This window comes from Haloquadratum walsbyi C23 (assembly GCF_000237865.1).
In the GTDB taxonomy this organism is placed as follows: domain Archaea; phylum Halobacteriota; class Halobacteria; order Halobacteriales; family Haloferacaceae; genus Haloquadratum; species Haloquadratum walsbyi.
This window is the reverse complement of sequence record NC_017459.1, coordinates 2,837,324-2,853,901: the sequence shown is the minus strand read 5'-3', so window position 1 is coordinate 2,853,901 and position 16,578 is coordinate 2,837,324. Positions and strand designations below refer to the sequence as shown.

General features: G+C 46.8%; 16 protein-coding genes and 1 pseudogene. 8 read left to right on the top strand and 9 right to left on the bottom strand.

The window, feature by feature from the left end:
- Positions 1-11: 11 nt before the first annotated feature.
- The 6 genes from HQRW_RS12870 to HQRW_RS12845 form a co-directional block, all read right to left on the bottom strand.
- A complete protein-coding gene (locus HQRW_RS12870; protein ID WP_048067087.1) occupies positions 12-656 on the bottom strand; it encodes an HAD family hydrolase in 645 nt (214 codons plus the stop codon).
- 135 nt (positions 657-791) lie between these two features.
- A complete protein-coding gene (locus HQRW_RS12865; protein ID WP_011572537.1) occupies positions 792-1,067 on the bottom strand; it encodes a 4a-hydroxytetrahydrobiopterin dehydratase in 276 nt (91 codons plus the stop codon).
- Between the two features lie 300 nt (positions 1,068-1,367).
- Positions 1,368-2,732, bottom strand: a complete 1,365-nt coding sequence (gene hemA / locus HQRW_RS12860; RefSeq protein WP_014556936.1) for a glutamyl-tRNA reductase — start codon at positions 2,730-2,732, stop codon at positions 1,368-1,370.
- A complete protein-coding gene (locus tag HQRW_RS12855) occupies positions 2,729-3,400 on the bottom strand; it encodes a precorrin-2 dehydrogenase/sirohydrochlorin ferrochelatase family protein (RefSeq protein WP_011572534.1) in 672 nt (223 codons plus the stop codon). The genes hemA and HQRW_RS12855 overlap by 4 nt, the downstream gene beginning before the upstream one ends.
- A 100-nt stretch (positions 3,401-3,500) precedes the next feature.
- A complete protein-coding gene (gene ahbB / locus HQRW_RS12850) occupies positions 3,501-4,622 on the bottom strand; it encodes a siroheme decarboxylase subunit beta (protein ID WP_014556935.1) in 1,122 nt (373 codons plus the stop codon).
- A 137-nt stretch (positions 4,623-4,759) separates the two neighbouring features.
- Positions 4,760-5,158, bottom strand: coding sequence for a DUF5778 family protein (locus HQRW_RS12845; protein WP_014556934.1), 399 nt, complete (start codon positions 5,156-5,158; stop codon positions 4,760-4,762).
- A gap of 217 nt (positions 5,159-5,375) precedes the next feature.
- Here HQRW_RS12845 and uppS point away from each other — a divergent pair, with 217 nt between their 5' ends.
- The gene (gene uppS / locus HQRW_RS12840) at positions 5,376-6,323 is read left to right on the top strand and encodes a polyprenyl diphosphate synthase (protein WP_049892146.1); all 948 of its coding nucleotides are present in this window, start codon (positions 5,376-5,378) and stop codon (positions 6,321-6,323) included.
- 33 nt (positions 6,324-6,356) lie between these two features.
- Here uppS and HQRW_RS12835 read toward each other — a convergent pair whose 3' ends face one another.
- Entirely contained in the window at positions 6,357-6,965 is a 609-nt protein-coding gene (locus HQRW_RS12835) for an undecaprenyl diphosphate synthase family protein (RefSeq protein ID WP_014556932.1), read from the bottom strand.
- A gap of 160 nt (positions 6,966-7,125) precedes the next feature.
- On the opposite strand from HQRW_RS12835, the gene HQRW_RS12830 reads away from it, so the two are divergent.
- Both HQRW_RS12830 and HQRW_RS12825 read left to right on the top strand, forming a co-directional pair.
- The gene (locus HQRW_RS12830) at positions 7,126-8,430 is read left to right on the top strand and encodes a DUF92 domain-containing protein (RefSeq protein WP_173252925.1); all 1,305 of its coding nucleotides are present in this window, start codon (positions 7,126-7,128) and stop codon (positions 8,428-8,430) included.
- Positions 8,427-8,996, top strand: a complete 570-nt coding sequence (locus HQRW_RS12825) for a GNAT family N-acetyltransferase (RefSeq protein WP_014556931.1) — start codon at positions 8,427-8,429, stop codon at positions 8,994-8,996. The genes HQRW_RS12830 and HQRW_RS12825 overlap by 4 nt, the downstream gene beginning before the upstream one ends.
- 402 nt (positions 8,997-9,398) lie before the next feature.
- On the opposite strand, the gene dnaG is transcribed toward HQRW_RS12825, so the two are convergent.
- On the bottom strand, positions 9,399-11,126 hold the full coding sequence (gene dnaG, locus HQRW_RS12820) for a DNA primase DnaG (protein ID WP_014556930.1): 1,728 nt from the start codon (positions 11,124-11,126) through the stop codon (positions 9,399-9,401).
- 268 nt (positions 11,127-11,394) lie between these two features.
- Between dnaG and HQRW_RS12815 the strand changes: the two genes are divergently transcribed.
- The 4 genes and pseudogenes from HQRW_RS12815 (at position 11,395) to HQRW_RS12805 (ending at position 14,345) form a co-directional block, all read left to right on the top strand.
- Complete coding sequence (locus HQRW_RS12815; RefSeq protein WP_014556929.1) at positions 11,395-11,646, top strand: DUF3311 domain-containing protein; 252 nt, start codon at positions 11,395-11,397, stop codon at positions 11,644-11,646.
- A pseudogene (locus HQRW_RS12810) lies at positions 11,615-12,861 on the top strand (sodium:solute symporter family protein). Before HQRW_RS12815 ends, HQRW_RS12810 begins: the two are co-directional and overlap by 32 nt.
- A gap of 50 nt (positions 12,862-12,911) precedes the next feature.
- Positions 12,912-13,151: a hypothetical protein gene (locus tag HQRW_RS17045; protein WP_394324564.1), complete on the top strand. Its 240-nt coding sequence runs from the start codon at positions 12,912-12,914 to the stop codon at positions 13,149-13,151.
- 240 nt (positions 13,152-13,391) lie between these two features.
- Complete coding sequence (locus HQRW_RS12805; RefSeq protein WP_011572524.1) at positions 13,392-14,345, top strand: HFX_2341 family transcriptional regulator; 954 nt, start codon at positions 13,392-13,394, stop codon at positions 14,343-14,345.
- A gap of 201 nt (positions 14,346-14,546) precedes the next feature.
- On the opposite strand, the gene HQRW_RS12800 is transcribed toward HQRW_RS12805, so the two are convergent.
- Positions 14,547-15,290, bottom strand: a complete 744-nt coding sequence (locus HQRW_RS12800; RefSeq protein WP_014556927.1) for a DUF1405 domain-containing protein — start codon at positions 15,288-15,290, stop codon at positions 14,547-14,549.
- A 270-nt stretch (positions 15,291-15,560) separates the two neighbouring features.
- Between HQRW_RS12800 and pdxS the strand changes: the two genes are divergently transcribed.
- On the top strand, positions 15,561-16,469 hold the full coding sequence (pdxS, locus tag HQRW_RS12795) for a pyridoxal 5'-phosphate synthase lyase subunit PdxS (protein ID WP_014556926.1): 909 nt from the start codon (positions 15,561-15,563) through the stop codon (positions 16,467-16,469).
- The last annotated feature ends 109 nt before the right edge of the window (positions 16,470-16,578 follow it).

Below are 16,578 nucleotides of genomic sequence, written 5' to 3'. Positions count from 1 at the left end.
GTCATGCTACGTTATATTATATCGAGTGAGTCCACGCGGTAGTCACCAAGTACACAACGACCACGCTGTTCCGGTGAATGTCGCTCAACATGCAGACCCGCAAGTCCAGCATTCCATGCAGCTCCAACATCACTTGGTGCATCGCCAGCAAGCACTCCAGTTGTAGGTGTCGATGGGTCTTGTCCAAGCGATTCAATAGCATGATAAACTGGACCCGGGTCAGGCTTCCATCCTAATTCAGACGTGCAGGTTACGAAAGAATCGAACCAATCCTCAATATCGAGATAATCAACCACCGGTTGAGCGAGGAATGACTGACAATGCGTCACAACTCCAACGGGTACATTCGCCGCATGTAATTCATTGAGAAGAACTGCTGCATCCTCATGAAGATATGTTGCCTCTGCCCGGGCGATTGGGTCTTCGACCTCGTGTAGAGCCGGCCAGAACGTATCTGGATCTATCCCTAAAGCTTGGATCTGCGCATTTCGTGGATCACCAAGACCGTGCCAGAGTTGCGCAGCGTCCGTATCACTAAATGACACCCCAAGTTGATTGCCGACACGGTCAAAAACAGAACGAGTATATTCCCATTCAACATCAACAATTGTCCCATCAAAATCGAAGAGCCAGAAATCATAGTCGGTGGCAACAATATGCGATTCAGGCTTTTCTGTTGCTGTATACGTCGACATATCTTGCTTCACCTCTTTATTATCTCCAGCAATCTCAATTTGTGTTTTACTCATTGGTGAGTAGAGAAGACATCTATATACTCTTTTGAATGCAATTTAATACGCCTCATCGAACCGTGCTGCAAGATCCGTATCGTTTTTAGTAATACCACCGGCATCATGTGTTGTTAAACGAACCTCAACCTCAGCGTATCGAAGAATAATCTCTGGATGATGAAACGCATCCTCAGCGATCTCACCAACCGTTGATACAAATTCAACACCAGGAAGATACGCATCAAAATCATATATTCGAACAATCTCATCATTATCGTGCTCCCACTCTGACGGTAAAGCGGTCTCAATTTCCTCATCAGATAGTAATCCGCTCATGTAATAATATTATATAGACGTTCCCACCTGAATAATCGTTCGGCTAACTACTACTCAATCTATACATGATTCGAGACAACTCGCACATAGCATCCAAAGTGAACAGTTCAAAAGATGACATATGACATATGAAATATGAACGGATAGCTATCAGCCGAACCCATTTAACCGGCGTGGACGGCGGTTAGACTATTTTCTGGTCTACGTGTGCATCTACCTGAACGAATACTCAATGGATTGACTTCCATCCTAAGATAATCAGCCGAATGCTGCATAGTAATGCGGTTCAGTCTCGCTAGCTCACCCATCGGAGACCTTTTCTGCGATATGATTCGGCACCTCATCAGGAAGATCATCACCGGAAATATCACCCCGCTCAGCTGCCCGTGGAATATCATCAGGGCGGTCAGGCTGTGGTGTATCGCCGCCAAAGTTGGGGTCAAAGAGCGTCATTGCGGTTTGAATCGTTGTCCAATCATCCTCAGCAGCCGCATCTCGGAGACTCTTTGTCGGTGCGGCAAGTAACTGATTGATCAATGTATCTGCCATTGATGAGACTGTTTCACGCTGATTATCCGTTAATGTACCCTGTTTCTCCAGTTTTTCAAGCGCTGTTTCAACTTCGCGTCGCTTGACATGTTCTGCAGCCTCATACATTTCACTGATCGCTTCATCAGCTCGTTGTCGCTTGTATGATTCAAGGAGGCGGTCAAACTCCTCATCAATCATCGCATCAACCTCTCGCGCAGCAGCCTGTCGAGATGCCTCCGTTTCCTTTGTAATTGATTCGAGGGCATCGATATCTTGAACAATAGCGTTTTCAATATCGGCAGTCGCTGGATGCACGTTTCGTGGCTGTGCGAGATCGATTATAAACGTCTCACCAGCACCATCGATGTCTGTGGGCTCAATAAGATACTTTCCGTAGCCTGTTGCAGTCATAATAATCGACGCCTCAGTGATTACCTCTGTAAGAGAATCAAGCGATACCGCATAAGCTGGACTGTTAATCGTTTCAGCAATAGACTCAGCGTTTTCGATGGTTCGATTTGCAATAACAACCTCAGAGATGTTCGTCGATGCAAGTGACTCAGCAACCAATGAGCCCATCTCACCAGCACCAATGACGAGTGCTTTTCGACCATTGAGTCCAACTGATTGCCCAGCAAGTCGAACGGCTGCAGATCCGATTGAGACCGCACCCTCATTAATTGAAGTTTCACTTCGTGCTCGCTCACCAACATGAATAGCCTTTGTTACGCCAGCCTCCAGCATAGGACCCAGTGCGCCAATTCCACGAGCTACCTCAATGGCACGTTTGAATTGACCAAGAATCTGATCCTCACCCAAGACAAGCGACTCAAGTCCAGTTGCTACCCGGAGTAAGTGCCGAAGACTCTCTTCATGAGACATGTCAACAACAGCACCATCGCGCACATCGGGTGCGAAACTCGCGAGTGCGCGTCGACCTGCAACTGCGCCATCGGCAACAACATAAGCTTCTGATCGATTACATGTTTGAATAGCGAATGATTCGGTGATTCCATCACGCGTGAGAAGAGTCTCCATGATTGTTCGACTATCCCGTTCACCTGCCAATTCAATCTCTTCAACGCTTGCACGATTGTGGGAAACTCGTACGCCACAGATAACCCCTGTATTCATCGCTCACCTCCCATTGTATTGCGTATCACGCGCGTTGCCTCTTGTCGTGCGTTATTTTCCCCCGTACGTAAACCCTTCCAAACGTCTGGATCGCGGACGACCGAGCGAATCGCATCACGGCGTTCCGATGGACTACACTCACGTCCGCGAAGTTCGGCACGAAGATCGGCAGTGAGGGTTGCCATTGCACCCGCGGATTCAATATCAGTCTCTATCTGTTCTCGAAGATACTTTGCGAGCGCCGGACTTCGACCACCGGTCGAAACAGCAACCTGAATAGGACCGTCTTCAACAGTTGCCGGAGTCATAACCTCATACGCTGTTGACAATGCGCGATTCTCCTTTGAATTCGCTTTTGACCGGTCGGCACGGTTGAGAAGGAGCTCATTATCGTGTGCAATATCTGCAATACTATTATTGAGTTCATCATTGCCTGTCGCAGCGATAATCAGTGTTGGATCCGCTCGTGTAACCCATTCATGGACATCCGATGGTGATGGTGCCGCACGAACTAGGCTTGCAGTACCAAAGCTATCTTTAGAAAATGTCGGGCTGATGACTATAACGTGCGCTTCAGAGCTAAATCGGCGTGCCTTCCGTGCACCGACAGGACCGCCACCAAAGATCATGACTTTTTCCTCAGTAAAGTCGTGGTATAATGGGATCATTCCGTTGTATATTTCTTTGCTATATTCCCTCGATAATCATCATCGAATTACACCACTCTTTTTGAATCATGTATATATGTATATCTGTATACCTGACACGCTATGAGACTGTATTCGCAGTTGCGCGCTCATCAAGTCGAATACCCGTTTTCTTCAAAATCTGCGTTGAGAAGAGTGAATCCCAATCATCATCAGCAACGTCCCAATGCTCATTCATTATTTCATAGATCATTTGGATTCGCCTCTCACTTTCCTCAACCGAGCGACCATGCGTCATCGCAAAGAAATTATACGACCAGACATCCTCATGTCGTGGTCGATGATAACAATGTGTCACAAACGGAAGTGAGGCAACTGCCGGACCAATCGTTTCAACTTGAGCATCAGGAACATCCCAGACTGTCATCCCATTTTCAGTGTATCCAAGTGAGTAATGATTCGGAACGACGCCGACTCGTCGAATTTTGCCTTCGAGATTAAATCGAGCAATTGTCTCAATTACCCATGATGGGTCCGCCTCAATCGCGTCAGCAACATCATGATACGGTGTTTCACTGATCGGTAATCCTCCCTGAATTTCAACGATTAGATCACGCTCTGGGGGTGTTAGCGTTTGTCGATTTATTGGTTCCGGCGTTGGACCAATGTCTGAGCAATCGATATCACCATCTGCAATCGGACCATCAAGAAGGAACTTTGCCTCGACACGGAATTCTTGCTGTTTCGGCATATTATATGTCTCCTGTCCCGTTTCTTGTTCAATCTCGTTGAGAACTGTCTCAACTCGATCAGCATCCGCGACGCTAACAACAAACCACATATTAAGATGTGGATGTTCACGTTCGTAATTATGCGCGACTTCACGGTGGTCATTCACTGCCTCAACAACCGAATCAAACCGATTCTTAGGGGCATGCATTGCAACCAATGTTGCTGTTCCTCCGATTTCTTCTGCATTCACCAGCGCACCAAAACGGCTTAGGACATCATTATGATTCAGCGTCCGGATCCGATTCAAAAGTTCCTCTGGTGTGATATCGACACCACGATCTTTTAATGCGGTTGCAGCCGATTCAAACGGTCGATTGACGACTGGAAATCCACCTTGAAATGCATTAATCACAGCACGATCGACTGTTGATAAGGTATCACTATCGGTCTCATTACTCGTTTCGCCATTTCCAGTGGTGCTGGTGGAGTTATTCCCCTGTGTCTTTGTCATATATGGCTCTCAGTATTCAGCGAGGATAAACGCATATACATCGGTTAGTAATTTAAATAAAAAATAGGTCAAAAATGATACACCGTAACAATCAAAATCTATCCTAATATATAATCAAAGATATAATACAATCGCACCTATGGAACTGTTGTGACATTTTTTATATATTCAATCGACTCAAGATCGTCTGCGATAGCCGCTTGTGTCGGTCCGGCTTCATAATAAAACACAAGATCAAATGTTCCCTTGCGAAGGAGCTGTTGACATTCCCACACAAATGACTCATCATCAATAGTCAGTCCTTGAAATTGATTCGATGCAAACTCTGAGGAGTCATTCCCAGCATAGATATATGTTTCTCCCTTTCCGATATGACTTGCAAGACACTCATTAATACTTACAGTGAGCTCCTGCATCTCAAGATCCTCTTCGCCAGTGAGATCTGTGTGTACAACTGTCCCAACAAGATCGATATCTCCAGGCTCGATAAGAGCCATTGTCCGTTGATAGAGATCTTTATCGACAGAATCGGTCATAAGCATATGTATGAGCCGGTAAAACAAGTATCACTCGCACTTCAGCGGCACTCTGACATCAATGATACTACTAGGGAATTGTCATCTAGATCTATATTCGATTTTGCTATCATTAATGCTCTCCGTAAATATATTAAATATTTGATCAATCTCATAATGCTCTTTTGAGAGGGATAAAACAGAAGAGACATACAAACCAGCATCATTGTATATGAGTATGTTTCGGCGTGTCCGTGGTGTTATACAGCGCGCCTATGGGCGAGCGCTCCAACGTCAAATCACAGAAGGACCGACGCACGTTGCCATTATCCAAGATGGGAATCGTCGCTATGCTAGAGAACAGGGTAACGATGCACATGAGGGGCATCGCGAAGGTGCACAGACAACAGAACGTGTTCTTGAGTGGTGTGAAGAACTTGGAATCGAAGAATTGACTCTGTATGCATTTTCAACAGAAAATTTCACTCGCCCAGATGCGGAACTACAGCCACTTTTTGATCTCATTGAGTCGAAACTATACGAGTTTGCTGACGCCGAACGGACACACGAAAACTCCGTCCGAATTGGTGCGATTGGTGATATTGATCGACTTCCACAGCGGGTCCAAAGCGCTGTTGAGTACGCTGAATCACAGACTGCTGCATACGATGACTTTCGGCTTAATATTGCGTTGGCGTATGGTGGTCGATCTGAACTCCTCCGTGCTGCTCGTAGTGTTGCACACGATGTCGATGCTGGTGAACTTGATCCATCCACAGTTGATGCTGAGACGGTTGAGTGTCGGCTCTCAAGACATACAACCCGTGACGTTGATTTGATTGTTCGAACAGGTGGTGATGAACGAACATCGAACTTCCTTCCGTGGCATGCAAATGGAAACGAGGCAGCTGTGTACTTCTGTGCGCCATACTGGCCGGAATTCTCAAAAATAGACTTCCTGCGGGGTCTTCGTACATATGAGTCACGAGAGGAATCATGGCGTCAATCACGCACCAAGCGTGCTGTTGCACTCGTCAGGGCTGTTGCTAAAACTGAGATTGAGGATGCACGGCAAGTTGCGGGTCGACTCCGAGAGCAACTTTCCCCAACAGGTGCTCGAGAAGTATCTGCTGAGCTCTCCCGACAACACGACTCACCAACTGACTCGGTTGATAGTGCCGACTGATATGTAATCCGATCAGAGACCTACTCGACTGCATCATTGTCCAAACCGTCGCTGACGATTCTGGTAATCAATCACTGCGCGGACGTAATCTCGGCGGCGGAAATCCCGCCAATTTACATCCGTAAAATACAATTCCGAATAGACCGATTGCCAAATAAGGAAATCAGAAAGCCGTTCAGCTCCCGTTTTGATGACTAAATCCGGTTCATCAGCAAAAACAAGTCGATCTTCAATTGTATCAGCATCAACTGTATCTGGGTCAATCGATCCTTCATCAACTGCTTCAGCAATCTGGCGGACGGCTGCTGCAAATTCACGCTTCCCACCCAATCCAATGTTGACTTGTATCGGTGCATCCGCTGGTTCAGTATTACTAGGCTGGCGGACAACAATCGATCGTGGGGTGGTGAGATCGCGAAATTCACGGGCAAGCGTTGGGACTACTGCCTCATCTAACACACTCACTGAAATTGTTACTCGTGTTGCACCATATTCGAATGCCCAATTAAGAAATTGCGAGAGCGTCTGATATGCGCCCTGTTCAAGTAAATCTCGTTCAGTGATGACCACAGCCACATGTGCTGGTGGCTTTGCGTCATGAAATCGATGACGTAATACGAGATACCAATCGTAAATGCCCACATATACACCAGTGATACTGGATAATATATGTCTCCGGGTTTGTCTTAATCTATATTGCCTTTCGGTGAGGCTGACTATATTCTATCTGTAGATAACAATCGCATGACGTGCGAAAACCCGTGTCGGGACCATTAAGTATATGTCGCCGATAGCGGCGTACGTGCAACCTACGCTCCGGCGGGCTGGTGGATTTGCCCTTATTGGGACCTTGGCGGTCACCGCTCCGGTGCTTGGTCAGGCTGCATTCGCACCCTTCGCCGCTGTTGGTATCATGGCTGCATTCCTGATCACCGACGGTCCAATTTTTGAATTATTCGCCCGCCCCGGCGATAGGCAGGATGGTCGACTAAATGGGCTTGCAGGATTTGCTCTTGCAGCCGCTGGACTCGCGATTTTATCAACAGAACTTGGACTTCCAGTTGAGTTGTTTGTTGCATCGGTTCTTATTCTTGCATATGGAAACCTCGGAAAACGACTCATCGCAGAGACGTCTGATGAACCATTTGTCGGGACTGCTGGATTTGTTATCACTGGGACACTGGCTGGCATTGCTGGACAATTTACGACAGCGACAATCATTGAATCTCAAGTCGTAATCCCCCGATATGTCTTCCTTGCGACTGCTGGGGCGCTTGTCGCAGCATTACTTCGTGAAATGCTTTTTGAACGTGATGATCCGCTTGTAATGCTTGCGAGTGGACTTTTATTATGGCTCTTTGCGTATCTTGGGAGTGGGGTTGAAGCAATTGAGCTTAGCGTGGCACTTGCTGTCACAGCCGCTCTTGGGTTTATCTCATATGCGCTTGGGACCGCATCTGTAGCCGGCATGCTCTCTGGAGTCCTTCTCAGTCTGCTTGTCATCGTCCTTGGTGGATTCGGATGGTTCGCTGTGGTTATTAGCTTCTTCAGTCTTGGCGCACTGTCGACAAAATATCGATATGATGAGAAGAAACAACGAGGCATTGCAGAGGAAAACGAAGGCGCACGCGGGACGGGAAATGTTCTTGGAAACGCTGCCGTTGCCCTGATTTGTGTCATCTGCTTCGCAGCAAGTGAGTCAATCCCTATTGACCCGGTGTTATTTCAATATGCTTTCGCTGGCTCAATCGCTGCCGCACTCAGTGATACACTCTCATCAGAACTTGGTGGATTATATGATAATCCACGACTAATTACAACATTTACACCGGTGCCTCCAGGGACTGACGGTGGGGTAACATGGCAAGGAGAGATATTCGGTATTCTTGGTGGGCTCATTATTGGAATTGTTGCATTTGCGTTGTTTCCATCAGTGGATGCTACTGGGAGTATAGCAATTGGAATCGCTGGGTTTCTTGGCATGACAGCTGATAGCATTCTTGGAGCGACGATTGAGGGTGACAAAGTTGGCAATGAGACAGTTAATTTAGCTGCAACGTTCATCGGTGCAATCCTGAGTGTCGGTAGCGCGATTACCTTACTGTGAACACATACCGTTCTAGTCATCCTACAGATTATCCACGGCTTATATCACTTCAACAGTATCTTTACTCACCGTCACCACACTTACTTCGGACCGTTGTCAGAACACAGAAGCTTGGTAATTGTCTTGTCTCAACCACGCAGGCAGCAGATGCTGTTGGATATGCACTTTGGCTCACCAGTACCGAGCAGACCGATCCTAGGACATCCGATCTTATTGAGGAATCAAAATATTATTCTGATGAAGATGATAAAGTACACACTGATAATATAAATATATCAAATACCGATGCGACAGCGAACGCACACCTTGCCGAGTTAGTTATCCATCCTACCTACCGACGGCAGAGGCGTGGATTTCAATTATTGAATGCGGTTTTCACCCGACTTAATTCTGGAACTCGACTTACACTCAATGTTGCTGTCAATAATAGCCCGGCACGAGCGTTGTATGAAACTGCCGGATTCAATCCAGTCTGTCGCCATGAGGGGTTTTATCAAATCGAGACAAATAATCAAACCACTGAGTTGGATGCAATCACATATGCGAAGATGATTCAGCAACTGTAATGAACATCCCAGATAGCAGCACTAAGAATTACCAGTGAACTACCCTGCTCTACTGCGCTCGGAAGCTCGCCCCTCGCTTGCTGAGGACAGGGCTTCCTGTTTCTGCGTCGGAATGTATACCAAATGTGGGCACGGGATTCCAGACTCCGCAGGCGATTTCCCTTCAGGGGCGGTTCGGAGTGAACCACTCCTACCTGTGGATACTCGCCCACAATCGACAGTGCGCGCTTTTTGTTGCGCTTGGACACTGTCAGAAGCGTAGGAAGTATCGTATCATTAATTATGCCAAGAGGAGAATATCTGTATCGATTGAACTGTATGAATAACTGATGACGGTGCTGTATCCCCGCCCTACTCACTCGCTTCGCTCGTTTCTTGAGGACGGGGGATTAGCACCCGTATTCAGCTCAGTAGCTCATCTGCTGTCCGCAATTGCAGACCAACTGGTCGCTTCACGAACTCATCTGTTGATGCAGCGATAATCTGCTCAACACCGCGCTGTGAGGCGATATCAAGCAGTGGCTGCGTGATATCTCCATCGGCGATGACACCGTGTGGAACAGCATCGGCTGTCTTAACGGCATCAACAGCGGTTGCAACTGGTGCTTCCGTGAGCGTTGTATACTCTTCATCAACAAGCCGAACGCACCCTGTGTCTCCACCAACGACTGTGCGTGCGTGATCGCGTAACGAACTGGGCTCTTCGGATTCCCCCGCTGAGTTATCCTGAGCACCGTTGTCAGACTTTGATGCTTCCTCAGACATATCCGGTTGCCCCTCGACACTGCTTTGGACATCAGTAACGGAGTTTTTATTAGTATTTGATTGTGTCTTCTCAGGTGAATAATTCACATCCGTCTCTGTCTCTGTCTCTGGTTCTGTCTCTCGTTCTGACTTATCCACGGATTGATTAGGTGACTGGGATGATTGTGCTTCTGATGAAATGGTATTTACACTGTCTAAGTTGTTTGAATCTACTGCTGAATCAGTTGTGACAGATTCTGATTGAACCTGGGAGCTATTATTTGCTGTTGAAATATGTTGATTGGTGGTACGTTGCTCGACATCATCTGAGTGTGTTTCAGTTGCTGATTGATCGTTTGTGATTACATCTGGCGATTGGTCTCTATGTGCATTATCAACGCCTGATGTGTCCGTATGATATTCTGCTGCCGATATGGCTTTAGAACGCACTTTTCCTTCACCATCAGTGACTGTTGTTTGGGATGATGATTCGTCAGTATCGCTGGATTCAGTATTGAGACCAATATCTGCATTAGTGGCGCTACCAACATCAGGCTCATTATCTACCCTACGGTTGGGATCAATCTCCACTGCGTCAATTGAGATTTTCTCTCGGAGTGCATCAAATACAGCTGCGCGTTTGAGATCCTCTACAGATTTGTTTTCGGGGGCGAATGCAACATAATCAACATCGCCGACTTGGCTTAATTCACGAAGAATGAGATCACCACCACGGTCGCCGTCAAAGAAAGCTGTCGTCGTTCGATTGTGTGTCAACTTGGCTATCGACTCTGGGATATTGGTCCCCTCGACTCCAACTGCATTCTTGATCCCATACTGAAGAAGTGTCAGTACGTCGGCACGTCCCTCAACGATAATAACTGCATCAGAATCAGCAACATGCGGACCAGCAGGGAGACCGCCGTATTCATCAATTTCTCCGATTCGAACACTTTCTTTAACCTCCTCAAGAATCTCTGAAGAAGTCATCACACTTTCATCAAATGACTCAACAAGAAGCTCTTTTGCTCGTTCAACGACTTCACGACGTTTGGCTTGCCGGACATCCTCAATGTTAGTAACTTCAACAGTCGCATCACATGGTCCAACCCGAGTAATTGTCTCGAGCGAGGCAGCAAGAATTGCTGTTTGAACACGATCAAGACTACTGGCGATTGTAACCTCGCCAAAAGATTGACCATTCTGTGAATCAATGTCGGCATCAATTCGCCCGACTTTTGAGGACTGCTGAAGATCACGAAGATCGAGTTCGTCGCCCAGCAATCCCTCTGTTTGACCAAAGATCGCTCCCACAACGTCAGAGCGCTCAACGATTCCGTCTGCAGTAATCGCGGCGTGGATGAGATATTTATCTGAGTCGTTCATGATAATTCCCCCTGCGGGGTGAATGATGATATGATGATGTCACATCTCTGTGACGTATTTAGATACGGCTTGCTCGCGGCAAATACTTGTCGTATATCGTACACCACAGTGTCACCACGGTATTGTTAGGGGACCTCATCATAGCAATCGACGACAGCAATGAATTAGGTATCAATATTTCGCCGCTTTTGAATAAAATATCTCTTCAACAGCGTTAATGAAAGCTTGAAGAACAACGTTTAGGTGTATCAATCAACTATTATCAGATATGACCCGAAATCAGAGGGATTATATATGGATCGGGGTTTTTGCAGTGCTTGTCACATTCGCCATCCCATGGTTTCTATGGGGAAACACCGTCACGTTCGGAGGTCTTCCAGTGTGGTTATGGTGGCATATCGGATGGATGTGTATTGCAGCGGTTGCATTTGCCGCTTTTACCCGCAACGCATGGGACCGTGGTATGGATGTTCCAATAACAGGTGTTGATGATGGCATGGAGGACCGAGCAGATGGCTGAATCGGCAATTGGCATTGAACTAGGCGTTGTTGCTGCATATCTCGTTCTTGCTCTTAGTGTTGGGATTGTTGGATACCGATTAACGGGCAGCGATGCTGAAGATTATTATCTTGCCAGTCGTTCGCTTGGAACAATCGTACTGCTTTTTACCACCTTTGCGACTCTTCTCTCGGCGTTTACATTCTTTGGTGGTCCAAATCTCACATATGGTGCTGGTCCTGAATGGATACTTGTCATGGGGCTAATGGATGGCATCCTCTTTGCAATCCTTTGGTATGTCATTGGATATCGGCAATGGCTTGTTGGTGAACGCCATGGCTATGTAACACTCGGCGAGATGCTTGGCGATCGCTTCGCCTCAGCGCGATTGCGATATCTTGTTGCCGGTGTGTCATTATTTTGGCTGTTCCCATATATCATGTTACAACAGATGGGTGCAGGCGAGGCACTTGTTGGACTCACTAGTGGCGCAGTGCCATATTGGGCGGGTGCAGCACTGATAACCGTTTTTATGATTATCTATGTCGCCGCGTCGGGACTTCGTGGGGTTGCATGGACCGATACCCTTCAGGGTATATTTATGCTTGGTATCATCTGGATTGCTGTTGCATGGGTGCTGTCAAGTGCAGGCGGCATGGATTCGGTTTCGACTGCGCTTGCAACATCAAATCCAGAGTTTCTCTCACTTGGTGGTGGATTATATTCCCCACAATGGATGATTTCAACAGCAGTGACAATTGCCTTTGGCGTCACAATGTTTCCACAGATCAATCAGCGATTCTTTGTCGCTAAAAGTGCTACAGTGCTAAAGCGCTCATTCACGCTATGCCGATCCTTGTCTTATTACTCTTTGTTCCTGCGTTTCTCCTTGGGTCATGGGCCGCTGGATTGGGAATTTCTGTCCCATCAGGATCAAATGTTATTCCTGTATTATTAACTGAATATACCCCAGCATGGTTTGCTGCACTCGTCGTTGCCGGTGCTATGGCAGCGATGATGTCATCATCAGACTCGATGCTCCTCTCTGGGTCATCATATCTTACTCGTGATATTTATCGACCCCTCATCAACCCAACAGCATCAACGAGTCGGGAAGGATGGATTGGAAGATTTGGAGTTGCTGGATTTGCACTTGCAACATTTGCTGCCAGTCTGTTCCGCCCGGGGACCTTGTTGAAATCGGCGATACAGCATTTGGTGGGTTCGCACAACTGACGCTCCCAGTATTAATTGCACTATATTGGTCACAAACAACACGACAGGGAATGTTTGCTGGAATTGCTGGTTCTCAAGTATTCTATCTCTTACATGTATTTATTCCATCGACCACCATCGCTGGCGTCACGGTGTTTGGATCAACATATTTAACCTGGGACTTTGCGCTGTATGGAATCGTTCTTTCGCTTGTATTGACTGTCGGTGTTTCTCTTATTACAACCGCTGGAGCCGATGAACAGACCGAGGCGTTCGCCGTTGGGTCACGGTCACAGTCACGCGCAGATTAAACCCGTATGTTCATTTCAGCCATCACACTCAAAAGCCAATTTGATGCATCTGTGCATGGATGGTATCAAACTCATGTTTAATATAAACGATATGAGTATCCTGAGATGTGGACATGGATGCTGCCATTGGGTGATTTCGCCACAGATTAATAACAGTAATATACGATATATGTAGTATAAATTTATCTCAACTAATCGAACACCAACAATGGTAACACCATCTCCATTCTATCAAGTTGTATGCAGACACACGTGGTCCCCGTTGGATTTGATTACGATCGGCTCATTGCACCGCTGATACGAGATCAAGTAGATGTTGACCGCGTTATTCTGCTTGAGGGCGCGGTGGGCAGTGAATCAAACGTTGAGTATTCTCAAAATCTCTCTAAAAAACTTGAGAAGGATTTCAAGAATTTACTAGGTGCTGATACGAATCGTGTCGTCGTTGCGGATGTATACGATTATGACGCTGCATTTGAGCAGGCATATGATCTCATCAATGATCAACTCGACATTGCGAAAGATGCAGAGGTATGGGTGAACGTCTCAGCAATGCCCCGTCCGGTCTCATTTGCGTATGCTACGGCTGCTCATTCAATTATGGTTGAACGCCAAGCCGATAGAGATCGGATTCATACGTACTATACGGCCCCTGAAAAGTATCTTGAGACGGAACTCGCTGAGGAAGTGCGTGCTGCGAAAGAACTTCTTGGGGATATTCTTGATAGTAGTAACGCCACAGAATTTGATCAGCGTATTCGCGAGCGACACCAGACAGCTGCTGATCTCATTGAAGAATTTGATGAACGGGGGACGACAATCGGCGCTAAGCCTGTGGATGGTGGACATATCATTGAACTTCCAGTCGCTTCATTTCGGAACGTCAAACCATTCGAAAAGATCATTTTGTTTGAACTCGGTGAATACGGAGAGTTTGATTCGGTCTCAGAACTTGCTGAGATGCTCGCGCGTGACATGAATGAGGAATATACTGACTCATTCCGCTCGAAGGTGATATATAATGTCGATCGTCTTGGTCCCGGTGGAAAAGGATATATCGAACAGGAGGACCGTGGAAAATCATATCGAACCCGACTTTCACATATTGGCCAACTTTGGGTACGAGCACACGCTGAGGATGATGATGTCCTTGCACAGCAAGTTCAAGCAGAAACTGATACCTATCAAAATTAATGATGATATTTCACTTCTACCAATAAGCCTAATAATTAAATCGCATCGTCAGATTGTGAGATGTGCCAGTAGCCACCAATCGAAACACCAGTTTCTATTTATTCCTAATAACTGATGTACCCATATTTTCGCTTCCAGTGACACATGGTATGAGCATATATCCTCCTCAGTCATTGCTATCAATTATTCTCCATGAGACAATCATGAACGAGTTTTGATCTTATAGATACGCGTTGAGAGTGCAAAGAACGTTGCAATAAATGTGAGCGTAATCGCGCCGGCAGCTGCAAGGTGGAGTGCAGTTGAGTTTCCGACAGTGGTTGTGTCTGCCACCGGAATTGCGGTATGATGCGGGTCGCCAACAATCGGTATGAGATAATCGACAATATCGTTGAATCCATACCATATAAGCGCAACACCCACAGCCCGAATAGGAAAGTCTGCAATCCGATGTAGCACAAACGCTTCGATAACCATTCCGAGATGACTAATAAATAAAAATAGATACAGTGGCGTCCATGTAACAGATAAGAATGCATCCGCAAACACAGTAAGTACATACGGTGTCCATAGCCCAAGCTTCCAACAGCCAAAAAAGGCAAGAGCGGCAAGATATTCATTCGTTTTTCCACGCCACCACGTAAAAAACGCGAGCGCGATGAATAATGTTGCAAGTGGGCTATCAGGGACAAATGGCCACATGATGACCGGCTCGCTTGCGAACTGCCATGTGATGAGTGGATCAGTTTGCGGGATGGGATGAAACCCATAATACCAAAACCCAAACAATGTCCCAAGCACGTTGATAATAATTATTGCTGGAACCAATCGGAGTCCAAGATTCTCAAGCCATCTCGGCACCGGCGAGAGCCACCGCGGAAGTCGGTCTGCACTCGGCAGTCCCTGACCGGATGTAAGTCGATGAAGTGCATCGGATATAGACATATATTACACTGTGAGTTATCGCCGAGATACAAGATTGATAACACCGCACAGGTGGTGATACCAATACACAATTTCTCATGGGAAGCTTCATCGAATAAATCTCCCGCATTGCCACCAGTCAAGAATGAAAACGAATCTAATGTTCATACTAGAATAAATCCGACCGCTTGTATACTGAGACCATTTTATAATACGGTCACTGATATCGTCTAAACGCCGCGTGCGCGCACGAGTGAATCGGTTTAAGTGTGTTCGGGTATAATTAAACATATGTCCGAGAAGACCGATCTGTCTGAATTACGCCGCGGTACGGAATTAGTGAAACGTGGGTTCGCACGGATGCAAAAAGGCGGCGTGATTATGGATGTCGTTGACGCCGAACAAGCACGGATTGCAGAAGACGCAGGTGCAGTCGCTGTGATGGCGCTTGAATCTGTTCCAGCAGACATTCGAAAGCGTGGCGGTGTTGCTCGGATGCCTGATCCAGACATTGTCCCTGAAATCATCGATGAAGTTTCAATTCCGGCGATGGGGAAGTCCCGAATCGGACACACAAAAGAGGCAGAAATCCTCGAATCTCTTGGCGTCGATATGATCGACGAAAGTGAGGTTCTTACCCCTGCTGATGACCGGTATCACATAGATAAGCGCCACTTTACCGCACCATTTGTTTGTGGCGCACGAAATCTTCAAGAAGCACTTCGTCGGATTGACGAAGGGGCAGCAATGATTCGGACAAAGGGTGAAGCTGGAACCGGCGATGTGAATCAAGCAGTTCATCATCAACGAAACATCAAGAGCTCAATCCGTGAACTCATTGGAAAAAGTTACGAAGAGCGTGAAAGATGGGCACGTGATCATGAGGCACCTGCAGAACTTGTTCATGAAACCGCTGAGATGGGTCGTCTCCCGGTCGTGAATTTCGCGGCTGGCGGCATTGCAACTCCAGCCGACGCTGCATTAATGATGCATCATGGCTGCGATGGGATTTTCGTTGGATCGGGTGTTTTCGGCGCTGAAAATCCACGTGCGATGGGTCGAGCAATTGTTGAAGCTGTAAACAATTGGGATGATCCTGATGAACTCGCTCAGATTGCATCCAACCCTGGTAAAGGCATGAAAGGCGAAGCTAACGCTGATCTATCTGAGGGCGAGAAACTGCAGACTCGCGGCGTGTAAACAGCCGGTTTTGTTAATTTTCGGCAAGTAAGCGTTTTTGACCTATTTGACGGCTATCGGAATGATAAACCTCTTTTTGACTTACAGTTAATCGCTGGATTTGGTGCAA

Bases quoted from the DNA above. Each gene is read 5' to 3' on its own strand.
- HQRW_RS12865 (WP_011572537.1), bottom strand. From the start codon at position 1,067: ATGAGCGGATTACTATCTGATGAGGAAATTGAGACCGCTTTACCGTCA.
- hemA (WP_014556936.1), bottom strand. From the start codon at position 2,732: ATGAATACAGGGGTTATCTGTGGCGTACGAGTTTCCCACAATCGTGCA.
- HQRW_RS12855 (WP_011572534.1), bottom strand. From the start codon at position 3,400: ATGATCCCATTATACCACGACTTTACTGAGGAAAAAGTCATGATCTTT.
- ahbB (WP_014556935.1), bottom strand. From the start codon at position 4,622: ATGACAAAGACACAGGGGAATAACTCCACCAGCACCACTGGAAATGGC.
- HQRW_RS12845 (WP_014556934.1), bottom strand. From the start codon at position 5,158: ATGACCGATTCTGTCGATAAAGATCTCTATCAACGGACAATGGCTCTT.
- uppS (WP_049892146.1), top strand. From the start codon at position 5,376: ATGTTTCGGCGTGTCCGTGGTGTTATACAGCGCGCCTATGGGCGAGCG.
- dnaG (WP_014556930.1), bottom strand. From the start codon at position 11,126: ATGAACGACTCAGATAAATATCTCATCCACGCCGCGATTACTGCAGAC.
- HQRW_RS12815 (WP_014556929.1), top strand. From the start codon at position 11,395: ATGACCCGAAATCAGAGGGATTATATATGGATCGGGGTTTTTGCAGTG.
- HQRW_RS17045 (WP_394324564.1), top strand. From the start codon at position 12,912: ATGTTTGCTGGAATTGCTGGTTCTCAAGTATTCTATCTCTTACATGTA.
- HQRW_RS12805 (WP_011572524.1), top strand. From the start codon at position 13,392: ATGCAGACACACGTGGTCCCCGTTGGATTTGATTACGATCGGCTCATT.
- HQRW_RS12800 (WP_014556927.1), bottom strand. From the start codon at position 15,290: ATGTCTATATCCGATGCACTTCATCGACTTACATCCGGTCAGGGACTG.
- pdxS (WP_014556926.1), top strand. From the start codon at position 15,561: ATGTCCGAGAAGACCGATCTGTCTGAATTACGCCGCGGTACGGAATTA.